The sequence below is a fragment of the Rhodococcus sp. SORGH_AS_0303 genome, assembly GCF_030819335.1.
Classification (GTDB): domain Bacteria; phylum Actinomycetota; class Actinomycetes; order Mycobacteriales; family Mycobacteriaceae; genus Rhodococcoides.
On record NZ_JAUTBO010000001.1, the window covers coordinates 4,349,770 to 4,370,531 of the forward strand.

The 20,762-nt window shown below is 68.5% G+C and carries 24 protein-coding genes; 6 read left to right on the forward strand and 18 right to left on the reverse strand.

Annotated elements, in window-relative coordinates; genetic code table 11:
* Positions 1 to 11: 11 nt before the first annotated feature.
* From QE449_RS20620 to QE449_RS20655, 8 genes are all read right to left on the reverse strand, one after another.
* Entirely contained in the window at positions 12 to 668 is a 657-nt protein-coding gene (locus QE449_RS20620) for a GntR family transcriptional regulator (RefSeq protein ID WP_037186307.1), read from the reverse strand.
* 286 nt (positions 669 to 954) lie between these two features.
* Positions 955 to 2,733: an acyl-CoA dehydrogenase gene (locus QE449_RS20625; protein ID WP_307096497.1), complete on the reverse strand. Its 1,779-nt coding sequence runs from the start codon at positions 2,731 to 2,733 to the stop codon at positions 955 to 957.
* 19 nt (positions 2,734 to 2,752) lie between these two features.
* Complete coding sequence (locus QE449_RS20630; RefSeq protein ID WP_027506490.1) at positions 2,753 to 3,325, reverse strand: methylated-DNA--[protein]-cysteine S-methyltransferase; 573 nt, start codon at positions 3,323 to 3,325, stop codon at positions 2,753 to 2,755.
* The gene (locus QE449_RS20635; protein WP_027506491.1) at positions 3,322 to 3,789 is read right to left on the reverse strand and encodes an RNA polymerase sigma factor; all 468 of its coding nucleotides are present in this window, start codon (positions 3,787 to 3,789) and stop codon (positions 3,322 to 3,324) included. The genes QE449_RS20630 and QE449_RS20635 overlap by 4 nt, the downstream gene beginning before the upstream one ends.
* A gap of 191 nt (positions 3,790 to 3,980) precedes the next feature.
* Entirely contained in the window at positions 3,981 to 4,832 is an 852-nt protein-coding gene (locus tag QE449_RS20640; RefSeq protein WP_307109583.1) for a triacylglycerol lipase, read from the reverse strand.
* A 47-nt stretch (positions 4,833 to 4,879) separates the two neighbouring features.
* Positions 4,880 to 5,665 (reverse strand): M23 family metallopeptidase, encoded by a 786-nt coding sequence (locus QE449_RS20645; RefSeq protein WP_307109584.1) that lies wholly within the window; start codon positions 5,663 to 5,665, stop codon positions 4,880 to 4,882.
* Between the two features lie 62 nt (positions 5,666 to 5,727).
* Positions 5,728 to 7,443, reverse strand: coding sequence for an NAD(P)/FAD-dependent oxidoreductase (locus QE449_RS20650; RefSeq protein WP_027506492.1), 1,716 nt, complete (start codon positions 7,441 to 7,443; stop codon positions 5,728 to 5,730).
* Positions 7,440 to 8,012, reverse strand: coding sequence for a helix-turn-helix domain-containing protein (locus QE449_RS20655; RefSeq protein ID WP_307109585.1), 573 nt, complete (start codon positions 8,010 to 8,012; stop codon positions 7,440 to 7,442). The genes QE449_RS20650 and QE449_RS20655 overlap by 4 nt, the downstream gene beginning before the upstream one ends.
* Before the next feature lie 75 nt (positions 8,013 to 8,087).
* Between QE449_RS20655 and speB the strand changes: the two genes are divergently transcribed.
* Positions 8,088 to 9,029 carry an agmatinase gene (speB, locus tag QE449_RS20660; RefSeq protein ID WP_222638891.1) on the forward strand — a complete coding sequence of 314 codons (942 nt, stop codon included), beginning with the start codon at positions 8,088 to 8,090 and terminating at the stop codon, positions 9,027 to 9,029.
* Here the strand turns inward: speB and QE449_RS20665 are convergent.
* Complete coding sequence (locus QE449_RS20665) at positions 8,993 to 9,646, reverse strand: DedA family protein (protein ID WP_051613522.1); 654 nt, start codon at positions 9,644 to 9,646, stop codon at positions 8,993 to 8,995. The genes speB and QE449_RS20665 overlap by 37 nt on opposite strands.
* 40 nt (positions 9,647 to 9,686) lie before the next feature.
* Here QE449_RS20665 and QE449_RS20670 point away from each other — a divergent pair, with 40 nt between their 5' ends.
* On the forward strand, positions 9,687 to 10,145 hold the full coding sequence (locus QE449_RS20670; protein WP_307109586.1) for a hypothetical protein: 459 nt from the start codon (positions 9,687 to 9,689) through the stop codon (positions 10,143 to 10,145).
* Between the two features lie 200 nt (positions 10,146 to 10,345).
* On the forward strand, positions 10,346 to 11,158 hold the full coding sequence (locus tag QE449_RS20675; RefSeq protein ID WP_307109587.1) for a GAF and ANTAR domain-containing protein: 813 nt from the start codon (positions 10,346 to 10,348) through the stop codon (positions 11,156 to 11,158).
* Here QE449_RS20675 and QE449_RS20680 read toward each other — a convergent pair whose 3' ends face one another.
* Positions 11,159 to 11,905, reverse strand: a complete 747-nt coding sequence (locus tag QE449_RS20680; protein WP_027506496.1) for a 3-hydroxybutyrate dehydrogenase — start codon at positions 11,903 to 11,905, stop codon at positions 11,159 to 11,161.
* 81 nt (positions 11,906 to 11,986) lie between these two features.
* Here QE449_RS20680 and QE449_RS20685 point away from each other — a divergent pair, with 81 nt between their 5' ends.
* From QE449_RS20685 to QE449_RS20695, 3 genes are read left to right on the forward strand one after another with little or no spacing between them, the layout of a single operon-like run.
* Positions 11,987 to 12,502 carry a polyketide cyclase gene (locus QE449_RS20685; protein WP_027506497.1) on the forward strand — a complete coding sequence of 172 codons (516 nt, stop codon included), beginning with the start codon at positions 11,987 to 11,989 and terminating at the stop codon, positions 12,500 to 12,502.
* The gene (locus QE449_RS20690; protein WP_307109588.1) at positions 12,499 to 13,047 is read left to right on the forward strand and encodes a DUF2231 domain-containing protein; all 549 of its coding nucleotides are present in this window, start codon (positions 12,499 to 12,501) and stop codon (positions 13,045 to 13,047) included. The genes QE449_RS20685 and QE449_RS20690 overlap by 4 nt, the downstream gene beginning before the upstream one ends.
* Positions 13,044 to 13,220: a hypothetical protein gene (locus QE449_RS20695; RefSeq protein WP_155957085.1), complete on the forward strand. Its 177-nt coding sequence runs from the start codon at positions 13,044 to 13,046 to the stop codon at positions 13,218 to 13,220. Before QE449_RS20690 ends, QE449_RS20695 begins: the two co-directional genes overlap by 4 nt.
* Here QE449_RS20695 and QE449_RS20700 read toward each other — a convergent pair.
* The 8 genes from QE449_RS20700 to QE449_RS20735 all read right to left on the reverse strand — a co-directional run bounded on the left by QE449_RS20700 (position 13,201) and on the right by QE449_RS20735 (position 20,710).
* On the reverse strand, positions 13,201 to 14,088 hold the full coding sequence (locus tag QE449_RS20700) for a polysaccharide deacetylase family protein (protein ID WP_056443505.1): 888 nt from the start codon (positions 14,086 to 14,088) through the stop codon (positions 13,201 to 13,203). The genes QE449_RS20695 and QE449_RS20700 overlap by 20 nt on opposite strands.
* Complete coding sequence (locus QE449_RS20705) at positions 14,088 to 14,657, reverse strand: hypothetical protein (protein WP_027506500.1); 570 nt, start codon at positions 14,655 to 14,657, stop codon at positions 14,088 to 14,090. Before QE449_RS20705 ends, QE449_RS20700 begins: the two co-directional genes overlap by 1 nt.
* Positions 14,658 to 14,692: 35 nt before the next feature.
* On the reverse strand, positions 14,693 to 15,820 hold the full coding sequence (locus tag QE449_RS20710) for a TDT family transporter (RefSeq protein WP_307109589.1): 1,128 nt from the start codon (positions 15,818 to 15,820) through the stop codon (positions 14,693 to 14,695).
* A 74-nt stretch (positions 15,821 to 15,894) separates the two neighbouring features.
* Positions 15,895 to 16,782, reverse strand: a complete 888-nt coding sequence (locus QE449_RS20715) for a LysR family transcriptional regulator (RefSeq protein WP_056443500.1) — start codon at positions 16,780 to 16,782, stop codon at positions 15,895 to 15,897.
* Positions 16,783 to 16,818: 36 nt separating this feature from the next.
* Positions 16,819 to 17,100: a hypothetical protein gene (locus QE449_RS20720; protein WP_307109590.1), complete on the reverse strand. Its 282-nt coding sequence runs from the start codon at positions 17,098 to 17,100 to the stop codon at positions 16,819 to 16,821.
* 87 nt (positions 17,101 to 17,187) lie between these two features.
* Positions 17,188 to 18,720 (reverse strand): AMP-binding protein, encoded by a 1,533-nt coding sequence (locus QE449_RS20725; RefSeq protein ID WP_307109591.1) that lies wholly within the window; start codon positions 18,718 to 18,720, stop codon positions 17,188 to 17,190.
* Position 18,721: 1 nt separating this feature from the next.
* On the reverse strand, positions 18,722 to 19,849 hold the full coding sequence (locus QE449_RS20730) for a DUF5938 domain-containing protein (RefSeq protein ID WP_307109592.1): 1,128 nt from the start codon (positions 19,847 to 19,849) through the stop codon (positions 18,722 to 18,724).
* Between the two features lie 57 nt (positions 19,850 to 19,906).
* On the reverse strand, positions 19,907 to 20,710 hold the full coding sequence (locus QE449_RS20735; protein WP_042574244.1) for an SDR family NAD(P)-dependent oxidoreductase: 804 nt from the start codon (positions 20,708 to 20,710) through the stop codon (positions 19,907 to 19,909).
* Positions 20,711 to 20,762: the final 52 nt, after the last annotated feature.

Below are 20,762 nucleotides of genomic sequence, written 5' to 3' on the forward strand. Positions count from 1 at the left end.
GGTGGGGTCCTTCAGCGGATTCCACGCGGCAGCGCGTGCGTGGCTGCCATGTGGAGGGAGAGGGCGTCGTCGTACGCGGCGACGTCGCCCTGCTCGACGAGTGCGGTGAGACGGGTGTGGTCGCCGATGATCGACGCCAACACGTCCGGATTGCGCGCCACGGAGTTCGCGGTCATGCGGCGCTGCCGGTCGCGCAATCCTGAGTAGAAGGTCGACAGCAGCGGGTTGTCCCCGTGCGTGACGACGATGGTGTGGAAGTCTGCGTCCTCGGCAGCGAAGCCGAGGGAGTCGCCCGCCTCCGCGAGAACGCGCTGCCGGTCGAGGCTCTCGCGCATCTGTGCGGCGGCGGAGGCCCGGCTGCCCGGATCCTGTGCGAACGCCTCGAGCGATCCGGTCTCGACGAGTCGACGGGCGGCGACGAGATGGGTGGCCTCGTCGGGGGCGACGGGAACCACGAGGGCCCCGCGCTTGGGGTAGAGCCGCATCCATCCTTCGGCCGCGAGCCTGAGGAAGGCCTCACGGACCGGGGTGCGGCTGGTGCCGGTGCGCTCGGCGATCTGTCCCTCGCTGATCAGCTCCCCGCCCGGCAGCTCGCCGGAGACGATGAGCTCCTTGACCGTCGCGTACGCCCGGTCGGACGACGTCTCGGTTGCATCTGTGTTGCGCACATCTTGTATCTAAGCAGTCGATGCACCGCGTCGCCAGGTGTGTGTGACGGGCATTACGCGGTACGCGCTGCTCGACGCACCGCAGTTCGCCACCCGCACCCCTGATCGCGGGTGCACCGAACGATCCGTGGAGCGCGGCCGGGCGCAGCGCCCGGTTCTCCGCGCACCGTGGAAGGTGCGCGCGGCGACGAGCGGTGCGCCCGGCGAAGCTAGAGCGCACCGCAGTTCGCCACCCGCACCCCCGATCGCGGGTGCACCGAACGATCCGTGGAGCGCGGGCGCAGCGCTACAGAACCGAGGTGTCGAGGTCCAGCGTCGTACGGTCCAGGTTCTCGAGCAGGTCGAACTGTGGGCCCGTCTTGGGGAGCTCGTACCGGAAGAAGTACTGCGCCGCGACACGCTTGCCGTCGTAGAAGGCGCCTTCCTTGTCGCCGATCGCCCGGAGCTGGTCGAGCCAGAGCCACGCGACGACCACGTGACCGGTCGCCTCGAGGTACGCGGACGAGTTCGCCAGCGCCACCTCGGCGTCGCCCTGACCCCACAGCGTGCCGGTGACGGCCACGAGGCGATCCACTGCCGCTCGCAGGGCGTCGGCGTACTCGCCCGACATCGCGTCGATGGTCTCCGTGATGGTCTCGACGAGGAGCTGAAGTCCTCGGCCGCCCTGCGCGACGACCTTGCGTCCGAGGAGATCGAGGCCCTGGATGCCGTTCGTTCCCTCGTGGATGGGGTTGAGGCGGTTGTCGCGGTAGAACTGCTCGACGTTGTAGTCGCGGGTGTAGCCATACCCGCCGTGCACCTGGATCGCGAGGTTGTTGGCCTCGAGGCACCACTGCGACGGCCACGCCTTGGCGATGGGGGTGAGCACGTCGAGGAGGAACCCGGCGCGATCCGCCGCGTCCTGCTCGCCGGTGATCTGCTCGTCGACCAGCCGGGAGCAGTACAGACCCAGGGCCAGACCGCCCTCGACGTAGGACTTCTGCGCGAGCAGCATGCGACGCACGTCGGAGTGGTCGATGATCGGCACCTGCGGGGCAGCCGGATCCTTGTCACCGACGGGCCGGCCCTGTGCACGGTCCCGGGCGTACGCCACCGAGTGCAGGTAGCCGGTGTAGCCCAGCGCGGTCGCGCCCATGCCGACGCCGATGCGCGCCTCGTTCATCATCTTGAACATGTACGACAGGCCCTTGTGCGGCTCGCCGACGAGATAGCCTGTGGCGCCGCCGTTCTCGCCGAACGCGAGGAGCGTGTTGGTGGTTCCGCGGTACCCCATCTTGTGGTTCAAGCCGACGAGGTTCACGTCGTTGCGCTCGCCCAGCGACCCGTCCGCGTTCACCAGCGTCTTGGGAACGACGAAGAGCGAGATGCCCTTCACGCCCGCCGGACCGCCGGGGATCTTGGCGAGGACGAGGTGCACGATGTTCTCACCGAGTTCGTGCTCGCCGCCCGAGATCCACATCTTGGTTCCGGTCACCGCGTAGGTGCCGTCACCCTGCTCGACGGCCTTGGTGGTGATGTAGGCGAGCGACGATCCGGCACCGGGCTCGGACAGGCACATGGTCCCGTGGAAACGGCCTTCGAGCATGGGCCGGACATAGGCGTCGACCAACTCCTCGCTGCCGTACTCGATGAGGAGATTGGCGTTGCCGATCGTGAGGAAGGGATAGGTCGCGGTGCCGGTGTTCGCGGCCTGGAACCACGCGAGCGACGCCTTCGACACCGTGGTCGGCAGCTGCATGCCGCCGAGCGAGTCGTCGAACTGCCCGGAGATGAGGCCGGCGTCGTTGAACACCTTCAGCGCCTGCTCGACCTCGGGAATCAGGACGACCTTGCCGTCCTCGCCGACGTGCGGCTCGTTCGCGTCCGCCTTCTTGTTGTGCGGCGCGAAGTGCTTCACCGCGATCTGCTCGCTGAGCTCCATCACCGCGTCGAACGTCTCCCGGGAATGATCGGAGAAGCGCTTCCGCTCGGTCAACGACTCGACGTCGAGCCATTCGTAGAGGAGGAACTCGAGATCGCGACGAGACAGAACGAGGTGCGCGGGAACATCAGCAGCGGAGGACATGCGTCGAGAGTAATACCGCCTAGTAGTTCTGTGTCTCGAGCTCGAGCAGAAGCTGCTTGGCGGCCTCACCGCCGGCGTAGCGACCGGGCGTTCCGTCCGACCGCACCACGCGATGACATGGGATGACCAGGGGCAGCGGATTGCGCGCGCAGGCCGATCCCACGGCGCGGACGGCCTTCGGGCTGGCCGTTTCCGCGGCCACGGCGGCGTAGCTCCGGGTCTCACCGTAGGGGATGCGCTGGAGATGTGTCAGGACGTCGCGACGGAACCCTGCAGCGAGGCGCAGATCCAGGTCGACGTCGACGACGCGGGACGTCCCGGCGAAGAACGCGTCGAGCCCGCGGACCACCGGGTCGAGCCGGGCCGGCGCTCGGAGCACCCGCGGACTGATGCGGGTGGCCAGCGTCTGCAGGACCGTGTCGTGGTTCTCGACGTCGAAGGCCACGCGCACGACACCTCGCTCGGTGGCCGCCACGAGGAGCGTGCCGACGGGTGAGTCGAGGGTGCGGTACGCGACGTCGAGCAGTCCTTCCTCGGCGGCGCGGTGCGTCAGTCGCTCGTGGAGCGCGGTCAGTTCGGCGGCGGTGGTCACAGCAGCTCACTCCTCGTGGTCGTGCGGCGTAGCGTCGCGATGCCGTCGGCACAGGCACGCCGGGCGGCGGTGGTCGAATTACCCAGCAGCGCAGCGACGTCCGCATGAGGGAGCCCACCGATGTGGTGGTACGCGACGGCCAGTCGCTGAGTGTCGGGCAGGGCCGCGACCGCGGACCACAGGGCGTGGTTCTCGTCGGGCACCATCGTGGCGACGTCCGGAACGGAGTCGGTGGGCACGGGCCGGCGAGCTGCCGCGCGATGAACGTCGACGGCCTTGCGGTGCGCGATGGTCACCAGCCAGGCCTGCACGTTCGCGTCCTCGGGCAGATCGGGGTACGCCCGGAGTGCGGCGAGGAAGGTCTCCGACCACGCGTCGTCGGCGTCGACGGGACCGACCACGGCGCGACAGACCCGCAGCACCACGGGGCCGTGGGTGGCCACGACGGTCTCGAACGGAAGCATCACGATCAGTAAACGCGTGAGGGCGGCGGAACGTGAGAATCGACGGGATCGCGAGGTGCACCGAGCTGCGTGCACACCCCCTGCGTCAACCGCACACCCCCTCCAGCCTGCGGCAACGGGTGTTCACCACACGCCGGCCGTGTGCACACCCCTTCCAGCCGGCCACCGCACCAGCGCGCGCACCCCGACACTCAGCAGGGGCTGGGGACCCGATCGGCGTAGGACCGGTCGAGCCCGCGCTGCACCATCCACAGTGCGCGGGGGTCGGTGGTCAGTTCCATGTGCCCGGCGGTGTTGCTCGGGCAGCCGTCCTGCACCCAGACGTTGTCCACGGTCGCGCCCGGGCCCGCGGCGAGGAAGGTGTTCTCGGGCGGCGTGGAGACGGTGTCCGCGCGGGTGGCGATCACGGTGTAGTCGACGCCCGGGACGGTGTCGCCGCCCGCGTTGAGCACGTCGAGGAACGACGAGCCGACCATCTGCTGGACGAACGACGGTCCGACGGCCGCGGCGGCGACCTCGCCGACCGGCAGTCCGAACTGCTGCGCGAGCGATCCGACGAGCTGCCCCGCCGAGAACGTGGTGCCGTGATTGGTGGCGCCGAGGGTGACGAGGGTGTGCACCGCGTCGGCTCCACCTCCGAACTTCAGGTACTGGCGCGCCACGACACCGCCCTGGGAGTGCCCGACGACGTCCACGTCGGCTGCGCCGGTGCGTGATCGGACGTCGTCGACGAAGGCACGCAGCTCTCGCGCGGACATGGCGATGTCGTCGCCGCCGTAGGTCTGCAGCAGGTTCTCGCCGGGCTCGGCGCGGTAGCCGTACTCGAGAGTGAAGACGCAGTAGCCCTCCGCCTCGAGCTGAGGAGTGAGGGTGGACCAGGTGTCCGGACCGTCGACCCAGGTGCCGTGCACCAGCACGACGGGACGGGGATGCTCGGGTGAGCAGGAGCCGGCGGTGTCGGCCGCGGCCGGACCGGCGCCGAGAGGTGCAGTGCCCACGGCCACGGCGAGTGCCGTCGCCGCCGTCAGAAGTGCCCGTCTCATGCCCTGATCGTATCCGAGCGTGTTACTGGTGTGACGGATGGGACTCGTCAGTCGCCTTCCGGTCCGAGCGAGATACCGCGGCCGATCAACCACAGTTCGGGATCCACGTGCTTGTCTCCGACGACGGTCTCGAAGTGCAGGTGCGGCCCGGTGGAGTCGCCGCGGTTCCCCATCGTCGCGATCTGCTGCCCCGCCGCGACCCGCTGACCGGCCACCGCGACCAGGGTGTCCACGTGACCGTAGATGGACACGGTGCCGTCGTCGTGTCGCACGCGCACCCACAACCCGAAGCCGCTCGCAGGGCCGGCCTCGATCACCTGACCGTCCGCCACCGACAGGATCGGTGTGCCGATCGGGCCGGCGATGTCGATGCCGTTGTGCATCGTTCCCCACCGCGGGCCGAAACCGGACGTGTACGTGCCGCGAGCCGGTGAGGCGTAGCTACCGATGCGGGCGCCGATCACGGCCGGCGGCAGCTCGTACAGTCGGCGATCCTTCTCCTCGGCGCTCGCCGCCGTCGAGAGCACGGCGATGGCGGCCGCGTACTCCTCCTCCGCCGTGGCGCGGTTGACCTTCGCGATCTGGCGCAGCGGGCCCAGGTTGCGCTCCGGTTCCGCCAGGAAGCTCGGCCGCAGGTCCGCAGCGGGAGCGGCGACCGCCCCGACGGCCGGTTCCTCGGCCGTCGGCCGGGTCAGGTGGAACACGAGCACCGCGACGGCGAGCACGAGCACGATGGCCAGTGCCTGCGCCGAGACGGTCCGCACCGGAACGGTCGCAGGCGTCGTCACGGGCGGCCGATCGGCCGCCCGTGAGCGCGAGAGCAACTGAACCACCGGAGGAACGCTACCGCTCGGTAAGTCCTCCCGGACCGAGATTCACCGCGCCGGTCGACGCATCAGTCCCCGAGGCGGAGCGGGGCGATGCTCTCGAAGACGTCGCCCGGCCCGGGATTGTCCGGATGTGTCGATCCGCCGAGGTGGTTCATGACTCCCCACACCGCGTTGAGCGCGGTCTGGATGGCGCCCTCGGCCCATCCCGCCGTCCACGAGATGTCGTCGCCGGCGAGGAAGATCCCGCGATGCCGGGGGGCGAGCTCGTCCTGCACGAAGTGCGAGAAGAGGCGTTCCTGATAGCGATAGTGGCCGGGCAGGTTGGCCTTGAAGGCACCCATGAAGTGGCGCTCGGTCTCCCACGACAGCGTCACCGGATCGGAGACGATGTGGCTGCGGAAGTCCACCCCGGGATAGATCTCCTCGAGCGATCCCAGCATCAGCGTCAACCGCTCGTCGGGTGAGAGCGGCAGCAGCTTCAGCGAGTCGTCGCTCCACGTGTACGACAGACAGATCACGCCGGGCCGATCGTCGCCGTGATCGAGGAGATACGTTCCCCGACTCAACCGGTCGGTGAGGGTCATGCTGACCAGTTCCCTCCCCGTCTCGGGGTCGACGTCCTTCCAGAACGGTCGGTCCACGAGCACGAACACCTTGGTCGACCCCATGTAGTGGGTGCGTTCGACGGCCGTCCAGTGATCGATGGGCAGCAGGTCGTCGTCGGTGTCGATGGTGTTGAGGAGCATCCAGCTCTGCGCGGTCACGACGACCGAGGCGAACTCGTCCGTCCGGCCCGAGGAGTCGGTCACCGCGAAGGTGTGGTCGCCGGTGGCGTCGTCGGTCCGTCGCCGGATCTCCGTGACACCCGGGCGGGGTGTGCCGCCGTGCAGCGACGCGACCGAGGTGCCCGCCGACCAGTGCGCCGCGTCCGACACGGCCTCCGACCACAGACCACGTGGCAGGCGGCTGGATCCGCCGACGATGCCGCGGTGGTGATCGTCCGCCTCCGTGGCCACGACGCGCAGGATCTCGAGTATCGAGTTCGGGAAGTCGGTGTCCCAGCCACCGGTGCCGAAACCGACCTGCCCGAACAGCTCTCGACGCGCGAACGACGCGAAGTGGGGGGATCCGACGAGGAACCCGTAGAACGTCGTGTCGTCGAGTCGCACCACGAGGTCGTTCCAGATGCGCTTCACCGCCGCCGCGTCCCGAGCGCGGATGGCGCGCTGGAGAGGGACGAGTTCGGACTGTTCCTCGAGCGTGCGCTGCCACGCCCTGGCCACCTCGGCGTACTCGTCGGGGAGATCGGTCAGCTGCCGCGCGTAGTGACTGGTGCCCTTGAGGTCGATGACGGTGCTGGGCGTCGCCTCGGCGAGCGGGTTGGGGAACGGGGTGGTCTCGATGCCGAGGTGGTCGAGGTAGTGGAACAGGGCGGTGGACGACGGCGGGAACCGCATCGCGCCCATCTCGGCGACCGTGTCCTCGTGCCCCTCGAACGGGACCGAGTGCATGCGGCCGCCGATCCACCCCGCCTCGTACACCACGGGTTCGAGTCCCATCCGCAGCAGCTCCCGGGCGGCGACGGTGCCGGCGAGACCGGCCCCGACGATGGCGACGCGGGTGCCGCGGCGGTCCGGAGGGACCGACCCGAGCCCGGCCGGGTGCGCGAGGAAATCGTCGTAGGCGAAGGGGAAGTCGGGGCCGAACATGGTGACCGGCTGCTCACGGTCCCCTGCTGATCGCTCGTGGACCGAGCTGTCGGGAGTGACGGGCGTGGTCATGGGGTCGTCTCGATTCTGGTTCTGTCGTGGCGGGAGGGCAGGGACGGCGTCAGGACCCACAGCACCGTGGTGTCGACCTCCGCGCGGAAGCTGTGCCGACGACGAGGATCGAAGGTGAGCGCGTCACCGTCGTCGAGCTGCACGGTGCGCTCGTCGAGCGTCAGGATCAGCCGACCGGTGAGCACCAGGACGAACCCCACCTCGGCCGGCAGTTCGTACGACTCGTCGCCGCTGCCTCCTCCGCGCTCGATCCTGCCGTGGATGACCTGCACGCGCTGTTCGCCCGGCGGGGTCAGCAGGTACTCCGTCTGGGCATGACCCCCGAGGGCGATCGGGGGGTACTCGCCGGCGCGGACGACGTCGCCGTGCGGAACGTCGTCGAACAGCGACCCCATGGGAATCTCGAGCGCGTCGCACCAGCGCACCAGGACGGCGACGGACGCGGACGCGCGGTCGTTCTCGACCTTGGACAGGTAGCCCTTGGTCACACCGACGGTCGACGCGAGCGCGTCGAGAGTGAGACGACGGGCGGCCCGGGCCTCCCGCAGCCGGTTTCCGATGGTGGACACGCCGCGATCATGCCCTGCTCCGCGTCAGGAAACAAGTGTTGACCAACCGCCTGAAGTGAGGAAACATCACTGCTCATGACCGACATCAGGGGACCTCTGGACGGCTCGCGATACCCGCGGTACATGGAACCGTCGACCTTCGCGCGGCTGCCGCGACTCGACGAGGTCTCCCGGGCGGACGTGAGCATCGTCGGAGTGCCCTTCGACTCGGGCGTGAGCTACCGGCCGGGCGCGCGCTTCGGTCCCGGCCACATCCGCGCGTCGTCCAAACTGCTCCGGCCGTACAACCCCGCGCTGGACGTGTCGCCGTTCGCGCACCGCCAGGTGGCCGATGCCGGCGACATCGCGGTCAATCCGTTCGACATCGCCGAGGCACTGACGACGGTCGAGCACGCGATCACCGATCTGCGCAAGGACGGCAGCACGGTCCTCACTCTCGGTGGCGACCACACCATCGCGCTGCCGATCCTGCGCGCGCTGCACCGCGACCACGGGCCGATCGCCGTGCTGCACTTCGACGCGCACCTCGACACGTGGGACACGTACTTCGGTGCACCCTTCACGCACGGGACACCGTTCCGACGGGCCAGCGAGGAGGGGCTGATCGACCTCGAGCGGTCGCAGCACATCGGGATCCGCGGTCCGCTGTACGGCAAGAAGGACCTCGAGGACGACGCCGTCCTGGGGTTTCAGATCATCCGGTCCGACGACTACGAGATGGACGGGGTGGCCTCGATCGTCGAGCGGATGCGCCGCCGTCTCGACACGGGCCCGGTCTACGTCTCAGTGGACATCGACGTCCTCGACCCGGCCCACGCCCCGGGTACCGGCACACCCGAGGCGGGCGGCATGACGTCGCGGGAACTGCTGAACACCCTGCGCGGGTTGGTGGGAGCGAACATCGTCGGTGCGGACATCGTCGAGGTCGCGCCCGCGTACGACCACGCGGAGATCACCGGAATCGCCGCGTCACACGTGGCCTACGAGCTGCTGTCGGTGCTCGCGCTGGGATCGTAGGCCCGCGCCGCGCCCTTCTCGGAGCGATGAGCCCGGACGCGCCACACGATCAGCGCGATCACCACCACCGCGACCACGATGATCGCCGCGTCCCGTCCCACCGTCTTCGCGACCTGTTCGTACGAGTTGCCGGCGACGAATCCGAGCACCACGAACCCCGTCCCCCAGACGAGCCCACCGAGTGCGTTGTACGCGAGGAACTTCGGGTACGGCATGCGCGACATTCCGGCCAACGCCGGCATCACCGCTCGGAAGAAGGCGACGAACCGGCCGAGGAAGACGGCCGTCCCGCCCTTGCGCGCCAACAGGTCCCGCGCCTTGTCCAGCTTGTCGCGACGCTTGTCCAGAATCTTCATGGCCAACAGTCGTGGGCCGAAGTGCTTGCCGATCTCGAAGCCCACCGAGTCACCCACCACGGCCGCGACGACCACGACCGCCGCCATCGCCACGACACTCACGTGGTCCTGACTCGCCGCGACACCGCCGATGACCGCGGCCGTCTCTCCCGGGATCACGAAACCGACGAAGATCGCGTCCTCGAGGAACACCAGCAGGAAGACGATGAGGAACACCCAGATCGGGGCGATGTCCAGCAGGCGCTCCATCACGGAAGTCATACGACCATGATGGCCCACAACCAGTGAATCGAGGTTCGATGTGGCTCCACGCAATCCGCACGCCATCGCGGACGGCATGATCGTGCGCAGTGTCACACGCCCGGATCGAGTCTTCCGGGTCAGCGGCGATCCCGGCGGGGCTCGGGTCAATTTCGTGGCGCTGTCGCCGGGCACGCGCACCGTGGTGAACGGCAGCCCTCGCAACTACCGTCCCGAGACACCGGCCGAGAAGTTCGAGCGACTCGCGGACGCGGGGCGGGACGACGTGATCGAGGACGTCCGTCGGACCGAGCCGGCCGACGACGAATCGGCGGGTACGAGCGCCGTGGCGGACGAGCCGACCGACGACGATTCCGTCGCCACACTGTGCGTACGCATGCAGGATGCCGTCGCGCGCGTCGCCGACGGCGAGTGCGACCCGGACGACGCCGCCGCGATCGTCAGCGCCGCGGCCGCGCTCAATGCCGCCGTGATCGAGGAGCACGCACGCCGCGGCTGAGCCCACGACACGAAGAACCCCACCGGTGCGCAGGCACACAGTGGGGGTCTCCGAGACATCGGCGGGCTTCTTCACTCGACGGCTCTGGCACTTCGTGATGTCCGGACAACACGAGTACCTGATGCTTGCGATACCCGCTGGCCACCGAACTCAACCGGAGTCGCTGCTGGTGTCCCCGCGTCGTGCGATGATTCTCAACCGTGGAGAGCAGGGACAGCGCCGTGGCGGCGACAGCGGACTCGGAGCGCGCGGAGGCGGACGAGTCGACGTCGCGTGCGGCGGAGTTGGTCACCGAGGTGGCCACCGGGTCGGTCGCTCCCCGTCGACTCGCGGCCATGCTGAGCGTGGTCGGCGGCAGCGTCCGCGACGACGACCATCTGGCGGTGCTGCTGAAGCGCACCGCGGAGATCGCACACGAGGCCGTCGACGGTGCGTCCAGCGTCGGTGTGAGCATCCTGTTCGGCGGCCTGACGTACACGGCCGTGCACACCGACGACCGCACGCTCGAGGTCGACCGCCATCAGTACGAGATCGGTGAGGGTCCGTGCCTCGAGGCCGCCCGGACCGGGGAGATCGTGCGCGTCGACGTCGATACGGCGCAGCAGCGCTGGCCGGAGTTCGTACACGCTGCCCGCGAGGAGGGCGTGCGCTCGTTCCTCGCCGCGCCCCTGCACACCGCCGACATGAAGCTCGGATCGTTCAACCTGTACGGCACCGCCCCCGACGCGTTCGGGTCGATCGACGAGTCGATCCTCGAGCTGCTGACGTCCACCGTGTCCACGGCGATCGGCGACTACGCGCGCGTGCGGTCGGCCCGCGAGGTCGCGTCGGGCCTGCAGGACGCACTCGAGCACCGCGCCCCCATCGAGCAGGCCAAGGGCATTCTCATGGCACTGCACGGCGTCGACAGCGACACCGCGTTCGGCATGCTGTCCGCGGAGTCACAGCGTGCCAACCGCAAGCTCCGTGACATCGCCCGCGACTTCGTGGAGAGCGTCTCGCGCGGCGAGTGATCAGCTCGCGCTCCAGCCGCCGTCCATCGTGTACGACGCGCCGGTGATCATCGATGCCTCGTCTCCGACGAGGAAGGACACCAGTGCGGCCACCTCCTCCGGCTCCACCATCCGCTTGATCGCACTCTCGGTCAGCAGCACCTTCTCGAGCACCTCGGACTCGTCGATGCCGTGGACGCGCGCCTGATCGGCGATCTGCTTCTCCACGAGGGGTGTTCGCACGTAGCCGGGGTTGACGCAGTTGCTGCGGACGCCCCGCTCGGCGCCTTCGAGAGCGGTGACCTTCGACAGTCCCTCCAGCGCGTGCTTCGCCGTGACGTACGCCGACTTGTTGGCCGATGCCCGGATGCCGTGCACGGACGACATGTTGACGATGCGTCCGTACCCGGACTCGTACATGTGCGGCAGAGCGGCACGCACCAGCAGGAACGGTGCCTCCACCATGAGTGTCAGGATGCGGCGGAACATCACCGGGTCGAAGTCCTCGATCGGCGACACGTGCTGGATTCCCGCGTTGTTCACCAGGATGTCGGTCTCGAGGGTGAGGTCCGCGAGCGCGTCGACGTCGGAGAGATCCACCTGCCACGCGTCTCCCCCGATCTCGTGTGCCAGCGCCGTGGCGGCGTCACCGTCGAGGTCGGCGACGGTGACCCGAGCGCCGTTCGCCGCGAGGGCGCGGGCGATCGCGGCCCCGATTCCGCTGGCACCACCGGTGATGAGAGCCGATCGTCCTGTGAGGTCCGTCATGGTCACGAGTCTGTGCCCGTCGCGCTCCGTCTTCAATGACGACCTGCGCACCCGCTTCCTGCACAAGTGCAGACTGGACCCATGACCGACGAACGACTCGAGTTTCAGCGCGTGATGCCGTTGCCCGCGGCGGACATCTTCGACGTGCTCTGCGATCCCGACGGCCACGTCGCCATCGACGGCTCGGGCATGTTGATGAGCGCGGACGGCGCACCCGTGACGTCCGCGGGAGACACCTTCGTCGTGCACATGGATCGCGAGGCACTCGGCGACCTCCCGATGGGTACCTACGACGTCGAGGTCACCATCGCGACCTTCGAGCGCGATCGGGACATCTCGTGGACGATCGTCGGCACGGTCCGACCGCCCATCGGCCACCGCTACGGGTACCGGCTCGCGCCGCACTCCTTCGAGGACGGCACGGAGGGCACCCTCGTCACGTCCTACTACGACTGGTCCGACATCCATCCCGACTGGCGGGAGCGTGACATATTCCCCGTGGTGTCCGGATCGTCCCTGCGCGTGACCCTCGGCATTCTCGAGCGCACCGTGCGTCGCGGTTACCCTCGACCGCTGCGGGTATCCGACACGGTATGAATCTCACACCGCTGTTCCACCCGCTCGAGAAGGCGACGTTCCTCGATCCGGTCAGCGACCCCGTCGCCGGGAAGCTCCGATCCGCTCTCGAGGGGACGAAGGTCGACGGCCTCCTCCGTGGGACCTTCGTCGGCCACCCGATGCATCCCATCATGGCCTACTCCTCGGTCGGATTGTGGACCAGCGCAGTCTTTCTCGATGTCACCGGTGGAGACTCCGCGGCAGCGCGGCGCCTCATCGGTGCCGGACTGGTGACCGCCCCCACCGCACTGGTGACGGGGTGGGCGACGTGGTCGACGCTCAACGCGGAACAGCGACGAGTGGGTCTGATCCACGCGAGCACCAACGCCGTAGCCCTGGCTCTGTTCACGGCGTCGTATCGCCGGCGCGCGAAGGCAGCGGACGCGTCGCCGCCGGACACCACGTCGAAGGCGCTCGCACTCGCCGGATTCGCCGTCGCCGGTCTGGGCGGCGCTCTCGGCGGTCATCTCGGGTACAACATGGGAGCGGGAGTCGCGGCACGGGCACTCCCGGCGGGCGTGTGAGTACCGACGAGGTGTTCGCCCAGTTGCGAGCACGCGGTGTCACGGCCGAGGGTGCACGGCGCTTCGCGGACGGCAGTGCCGAGAACCTCGATCCGGAGGCCCTCGCGGCACTCACCGAGGCGAACCTCACCGAGGCGCAGCTGCACGACTACGTCACGCAGGCGGCGGAGTGACCGTCCGATAGTGCTCGGCGATGTCGCCGGCGGTGGTGAACCAGACACCGTCGGCGTGCGACGTCAGGTGATCCAGCGCGCGACGAAAGCGTCTGAGCCGGTGCGGTTGCCCGGTGAGGAACGTGTGGGTGGAGATGGCCAACACGCGCGGTGCGCGCCGCGACTGCTCCTTCAGCTCGTCGAACGAGTCGACGACGATGTGCTCGAAATCCTCCGCGGACCCGTGGTGATGGACGAACACCGGAAGGTCGTTGACCTCGTGCGGGTACGGAACACTCAGTAGAGGTCCACCGCGCGTGGCCATCCACACCGGCTGGTCGTCGATCGGCCAGTCGAGCGTGTACTCGAATCCCTGCTCCGCCAACAGGTCCTCCGTCACCCGGCTCGGGTTCGCGCCGGGGCTCATCCAACCCCGAGGCGGCGAACCCTCGTGTGACTCGATCGCCCGTCGTACCGCCTCGATGGTGCGACGTTCCGCGTCCTCGTCCTGCTGGTTCGGCTGCTCGGCGTTGGTGCGGCCGTGGGCGACGACGTCCGCGCCGAGTGCGCGATACGCCGCCACCAGATCGGGAGCGTGCTCGTAGATCTCGGCGTTGACGAGCAGAGTCGGACGAATTCCGCTGTCGCGCAACGTGTCGGCCAACGCGAAGCCGCCCGCCCTGTTGCCGTACTCGCGCCAACCCCAGTTGTAGGTGTTCGGCTGGTCCATTCCCGGCGTCCATCCCAGCCCGGGAGCTCCGTCGTCGTACGGGAAGTGCTCGCAGTTGACGGCGACGTACACCGCGAGGGACGCGCCGCCCGGCCACGAGAACGACGGACGGGACGTGATGGGCGAGTACGGGAATCGGCCGTGCGAGGGCAGTGCCATCACTCGCCCCGACTCGTACGGATCGCGGCGCGGAGGCCGTCGAGATAGGGCTCCATGTCGGTCTCCGACGTCAGCGCCACCGCCTCGACAGGGTGGTGCCGCGCCTCGATCACCACACCGTGGTCGCCCACCGTCGCCGACGCCCACCACCGTTCCTGCCCGCCGTGCATCTCGAAGTCGGTGTCCGCGCCGTTCACCGGCACGACGACGCGACGCGCCTCCGTCGCCGCGATGGCCTCACGTCGCCGCTTGTACTCGGGCGACATCGGCGTCAGACCGATCGCCGACAGCATCGCCTTCAGCGCCGTGCGGTGCGCGTCCTTCGTGGTGGTGGTGACCTCGACGAAGGGACCGTCGATGTCGTCGCCGTCCCAGTCGACCTCACCGTGCCGCAGTGTCACGCTGGTCAGTACGTCGTTCTCCCGCGACCACGGGCCCATCACCCGCACCCCGTTCCACCCGTTCACCGTGTAGGTCGGGAAGGTGGTCGACTCGGCGCGGATCTGATCCTCGATCGCGCGTTGCTGGGTCCAGAACTCGTCGGGCGTGAGGTGGCCGGTGATCTCCATGCCTCCAGTGTGCCCACTTCGCCGTCGTGCGACTCTCACGCCGGAAGAAACACCCGGCCGCGATACGCCTCGCGCACCGTCCTCGTCGCCACCGTCGTCCACGCCGTCACCAGCACGGCGAACAGCACGACCGCCAGTGCCTCGACGACGGACGACTCCAGCGCGCGCCCCAACGCCGCCGCGCCGGTGACGCATGTTCCGACCGGGAAGGTGAACGACCACCATGCCAACGAGAAGCGCAGTCCTCGGCGCGCCGCGTGCACGGTCAGCGCCGTGGCCAGGGCGAACATCATCGCTCCGAAGCCGCCCATCACCATTCCGAAGAGGATTCCCGCCGCACGCAGGACCACCGCCACCTCTCTCCGGTCACCGGTGAACACCATCGCCGCATCGGCACCCAGGAGGTTGGCCGCGGTGACGGACTGGCCGATGACGCCGAGAGTGATCCATATAGTCGGTGCAGCCTGGACCGGGAGGACGGCGCCGTGCAGCAGTCGACCGAGAACCGCGGTCGTCACCATCAGCCCGGTCACGAGTGCCGATCCGAACAGCGCGTAGCAGCCGACGAGCATCGCGAGCCGCCACTGCCCGTCGGCGATGTGCGGGAGGAGAAGTGCACCGGTGGATGCCGAGACCATCGGCGGCACCACGGGCATCAGCCATGCCGGGAGCGCGACCGTGTCGGCGCTGCGGCGGCGGGTGATCATCACGTACGGGACGACGACACTGGTCGCGAGCCCCAGCGCGGTACCCACCGTCCAGAGGACGACGAAGATCGAGGTGGCCAGGCTCTGCCCGATGATGTCCACGCCGAGGAGGCTCGTGCCGGCACCGACGGTGAGCAGGGCCATGGGCGGCGCGCCGTAGAACTGCATCATGACCGGGTGGGCCGCGTGGGCCTGCGCGACGCGGCGGTGCGCGAGCCAGTGCGCGGCGAACAGGGTCGACACGACGACGAGGACAGTCGAGGCGAGCAGCCACATGACGACGGCTGCCATGTGGAGCACGACATTCTGCACGGGCAGCGTTGCTGCGGCAGTGGCGACGATTCCGGTCCCCATCACCGATGCGAACCAGTTCGGCGTGATGTGCTCGATCACGCTGCCGGGCGAGTCGAGATCGCGGAGCAGCCCGTGCGATGTCGCGGTCCGGAAGGTCGTCATGCCTTCACAGTGCGCCGGGACGGCGACGATCAGTAGTGGTCGTGCTCTTGTCACCCCACAAACGCTGTTTGTGGCTACTGCCGGGCAATGTCGAGGAAGTCGCGACGTGGACCGCGCAGTGCTGCAGACAGGCTCCAGACCGCGCGCAGCTCACGCGTCATCGAAAGACCGGGAACGTCGATGCGCACCAACGCGCCACTCCGCAGCTCCCCCTCCACCGCGAGGGACGACACCACCGCCGGCGCATTCGCCGATATGGCAGCAGACTTGACAGCGGTGACGGAGTTGAGCTCGATGAGCGGCGGAACCGTCGGGCGGACGGCGCTCTCGTACGTGGTGCGGGTTCCCGACCCCGGCTCCCGTTGCACCAGAGCCGTCGTCTGCAGCAGCTCCATCGACGCCGCACGTCTGGTCGCCCACGGGTGGGACGGTCCCGTGACGATGATCAACTCGTCGTGCGCGACGACGGCGACCCCGAGCCCGGCCGGCACGTCGGGCCCTTCGACGAAGCCGATGTCCGCGCGCCCGTCCAGCACCTGCTCGGCGACCTCCGCCGAGTTCATCAGTCGCATCTGCACCTGGACGTCGGGCGACTGTCTGCGCATCGACAGCATCCACGCCGGCACGAGGTGCTCGGCGACGGTCATACTCGCGGCGATGGTGAGCGTCGCATTCCCCTCGCGCAGAAGCGATGTCACTCCTGTCGCGAACTTCTCGGCCGAGTCGAGGATGCCGCCCGCCCACTCCATCACCGCGACGCCCTCGGGGGTCAGGGCGACACCGCTCGTCCCGCGATCGAAGATGCGGACACCGATGTCCCGTTCCGCCGCACGCACTCGCGCGCTGACCGCCTGCTGACTCAACCCGTGTTCGCGGCCCGCTGCCGTCATGCTGCCCAACCGGGCGACGGACACCATCACATCGAGGGCTCCGAGGTCCGGTACCCGCGGCGACAGTGGCATCCGCCCACCGTAGCGACTGCGCCGGTGGGCTCGGGGTCAGCTACCGAAGCCTGCTCGGATACCGACGAGCTGGTACGTGCCGAAGGCGAGGCCGGGCGCACAGTTCACGAGGATGATGTCGCCTCGTTCGCGGTACTCCGCCGCCGTCTCCTGGCAATTCTTCGCAGGCGGGAAGTAGAACTCACCGAAGGTCTGGAAATAGAGCGGGCCGATCGATGGTGCTGCAGACGCCGTTGCACCGCCCGACAAGGCAATGGCAACTGCTCCGGCGCCGGCGGCTGTGGCTCCGACGAGTGTGCGGGTGAGACGACGAGACATGGTCGACCTCCTGGCTGGACGTACCGTTCGGTCCGTTCACGGTAGACCCGGCCATACGCCGTGTACAGAGGTCGAGCGACCCACGCACTACATCGTCATGGTGTACCTGACCTCGTTCTTCAGGATCTTTCCGACCTTCGACCGGGGCAGAAGATCCCAGACCTCGATGTTCTTCGGTGCCTTCACACTGCCGATGCGTTCTTTGACGAAGGCGATCAATGCGGCGGGATCCACCTCCTGCCCGGCGCGCAGTTCGACCGCGGCCACCACCCGTTCTCCCCATTTCTCGTCGGGAAGTCCCACCACGGCCGACTCCTTAACTGCAGGGTGAGCGAGCAGAGCCTGCTCGACCTCAGCCGAGTAGACGTTGAAGCCGCCCGTGATGATCATGTCCTTCGCGCGGTCCACGACGTAGAGGAAGCCCTCGTCGTCGAGGTATCCGATGTCGCCCGTGTGGTGCCAACCGTGAGCGCCCACCTCTGCCGTCGCCGCCGGATTCTCGTGATAGCCGTCCATGACCAGGGGACCGCGCACGACGATCTCGCCACGCTCACCGGTGCCGACGAGGTCGCCCTTCTCGGTCATGATCGCGACCGTGGTCAAGGGTGTCGGACGACCAGCCGAGGTGAGCCGTTCCGTCGCCACCGTGCCGTCCGGACGAAAGTGGTCCGCCGGCGCCAGGGTGGCGATCATGTTGGGCGCCTCGGTCTGTCCGAACAGCTGCCCCAGCACCGGCCCGATGCGCGTGAGCGCTTCCTCGAGCCGCGTCGGCGACATCGGCGCCGCCCCGTACCAGAGGCAGCGGAGAGACGACAGGTCCCGATGATCCAGCTCCGGGTGGTCGAGCACGCCGTAGATCACCGTCGGAGGCAGGAACGCATGGGTGATGCGGTGCCGTTCGATCAGCACCAGGAACTCCCCGATGTCGGGGGCCGCCATGATGACCACCTCGCCGCCGAGACTCAGGATCGGGAACGTCAGCACACCGGCGGAGTGCGTGAGCGGCGCCAGCGCAAGATAGCGCGGCCGCACACCGAAGGGATAGCTCATCAGCGCGAGCGCCGTCGAGGTCATCATGTTGTCCTCGGTCAGCCGCACCCCTTTCGGCTTTCCCGTGGTGCCGCCCGTTCCCGCCAGCATCGCGAGCCCGCGCGGCGGCCGCCTGTCCGCGTCGAGCTCGCCGCGGTGTTCGGCGAGCCACGACTCGAACGGGATCGACCACTCCGTGTCACCGTCGAGGCAGACCAGTCGCACGAGGTGCGGCAGATCGCCTCGGATCCGGTCGACCAGGTCGGTGAATCGGCTCTGGAAGAACAGAGTTCGGCATCCGAAGAGATCGAACAGCTGGCGGTTCTCGTCGGCCTCGTTCCGCGGATTCACCGGGCACCACACCGCGCCGGCGCGCGAGATGCCGAACACGCACGTCAGCGCCAGCGGGTCGTTACCGGACAGGACGGCGACGCGATCGCCGGCCTCGACACCGTCGTGTTGCAGCGCCGCGGCGATCTCGACCGACCGGTCGTACACCTCACCGTAGGTGGAGGTGTCACCCCCGGCCGTGAGGCACGGTGCCCCACGGCCGAGCGAGACGCCCTTGTCCAGGTAGTCGGAGAGTCGCATCTCAGCGGTGCACGGAGACGATCGGGTCCAGGACCAGACCGAACGCCCGCAGCGTGCCGAGCAACTCGCGATGACCGAACGCCTCACAGCTGGAGGCGAATCCGACCTTGCGCGGAGCTCCCTGCAGGAGTGCGGCAGCGCCGTGCGCGTTGAGCAGCGCGGTCTGCTTGTAGTTGCAGTTGCCGTGGATGACGCAGTGTGCGCGGCCCAGCGGACCCGATGCGTACACCGAGTCCAGCGAGGTGTTCAGGCGCGGGTTCTCCCGGGGCGGCATCTCGCTGCGGATCGCGGACGACTGCTCGTCGATGATGCGGTACTTCTCCTCGTCGGACTTGCCCTCCATCTGTTCGAGGGCGGCGGCCACCAACAGCGGAACCGCCTTCATCAGAGGCGGATTGAAGACACCGCCGAGAGCCTTCGCGGTGGCGACCCGCGGGTCGTTCTTGAACCAGACCGGATGCGACGTGCCGCCCCACGGCAACGCCAGGCCGAGATCGTGCTGACCGGGAACGCTCACGGTGTAGAGCCCGGCGTCGGCGGGCCACTCGACGTACTCGTTCTCCTCCAGGTAGTACGCCTTGGAGAACGCGGCGTTGGTGAGGATGGTGTTGGTCGAGGCGACGGTGGGGTGCCCCTTCCAGAACACCTGGATGTCGAGGCTGTTCAGACCGGGGTTCTCCAAGCAGATGTTCGCGGCGATCTCACCGATGGAGTACATCTGCGCGAGGCCCGGCGTGAGAACCAGTCCCTGCGAGGCGAAGTCGGCGCTGTACTGCGCCTCGGCGTCGATCATCCAGTTCTGCTCGCCGTTGGTGTCGGTGTAGTGCGCACCGATGGCCAGGCAGGCCTGCGCCACCTCGTGGCCGTAGCGGGCGAACGGTCCCACGGTGTTGAGGACCACGGTCGCGCCGCGGAAGGCCTCGGTCAGCGCCTCAACGGTGTGCTCGACCTCGACGATCTCGTGCTCGACGGTGTCGATACCCGGCACGGCACTCACGGCATCCTTCAGGCGGGCGTGATCGCGGCCCGCGGCCAGGAAAGGAATGTTGTACTCGCGCAGATACTCACAGATGAGGCGACCCGTGTAGCCGGACGCTCCGTAGACGACGACGCGCTTGTCAGTGGGCATGGTTGATCTCCTGGTTCGAAGTGGGGTGGTCGAGAGCCGTGCTGGTGGGGCGGCAGGTCACATGCCCATGCCGCCGTCGACGGGGAGCCCCGCGCCGGTGATGAACTTCGCGGCGTCGGACGACAGGAACACCACGGCGTCCGCCATGTCGTCGACCTGGCCGAGTCGACCGAGGGGCGTCAGTTCCACGACGGTCTGCACTGCCGCCTCGACCGACGGGAACAGGCCGAGTTCCGCTGTGTCGACCGCGAGCTTGTTGCCCATCGCGGTCGGGGTCAGTGCCGGATAGATGCAGTTGACGCGCACGCCGTAGCCGAGCTTTCCCGATTCGGCGGCCGCGACCCGGGTCAGTCGGTCGATGCCCGATTTCGTGGCGGAGTAGAGGCTGATTCCCGGGAACGCGATGGTGGCGGCGACCGAGGCGATGTTGACCACCGATCCGCCCTTACCGGCCTTGCCACCGGGGCGCATCGCGCGGAATGCGTGCTTCACGCCGAGTGCGGTGCCGATGACGTTGACCTGCAGCATCGCGGACGCCGCCTCGGCGTCGAGATCGGCGATGAGACTGGTGACCTCGATACCCGCGTTGTTGACGACGATGTCGAGGCCGCCCAGTGCGCCGATGGTCGACTCGACCGCCGCCTCCCAGGCCGCGTCGTCCGTGACGTCGAGCTGGACGAACTCCGCTTTCGCTCCTGTGGCCCGCAGCGCCTCGACCGTCTCCTGACCACCCGCGGCATTGATGTCGGCGATGGCGACGGACGCTCCTGCCGCCGCGAGAGCCTGCGCCATTCCCGCGCCGAGGCCCTGCGCACCGCCTGTGACCAGTGCCGTTCGTCCGGTCAGGTCGTAACTCGTCATGTCCGCTCTCCTTGTTCGAAGCGTTCTTCGCGTTGGATCACATCCGCTGTTC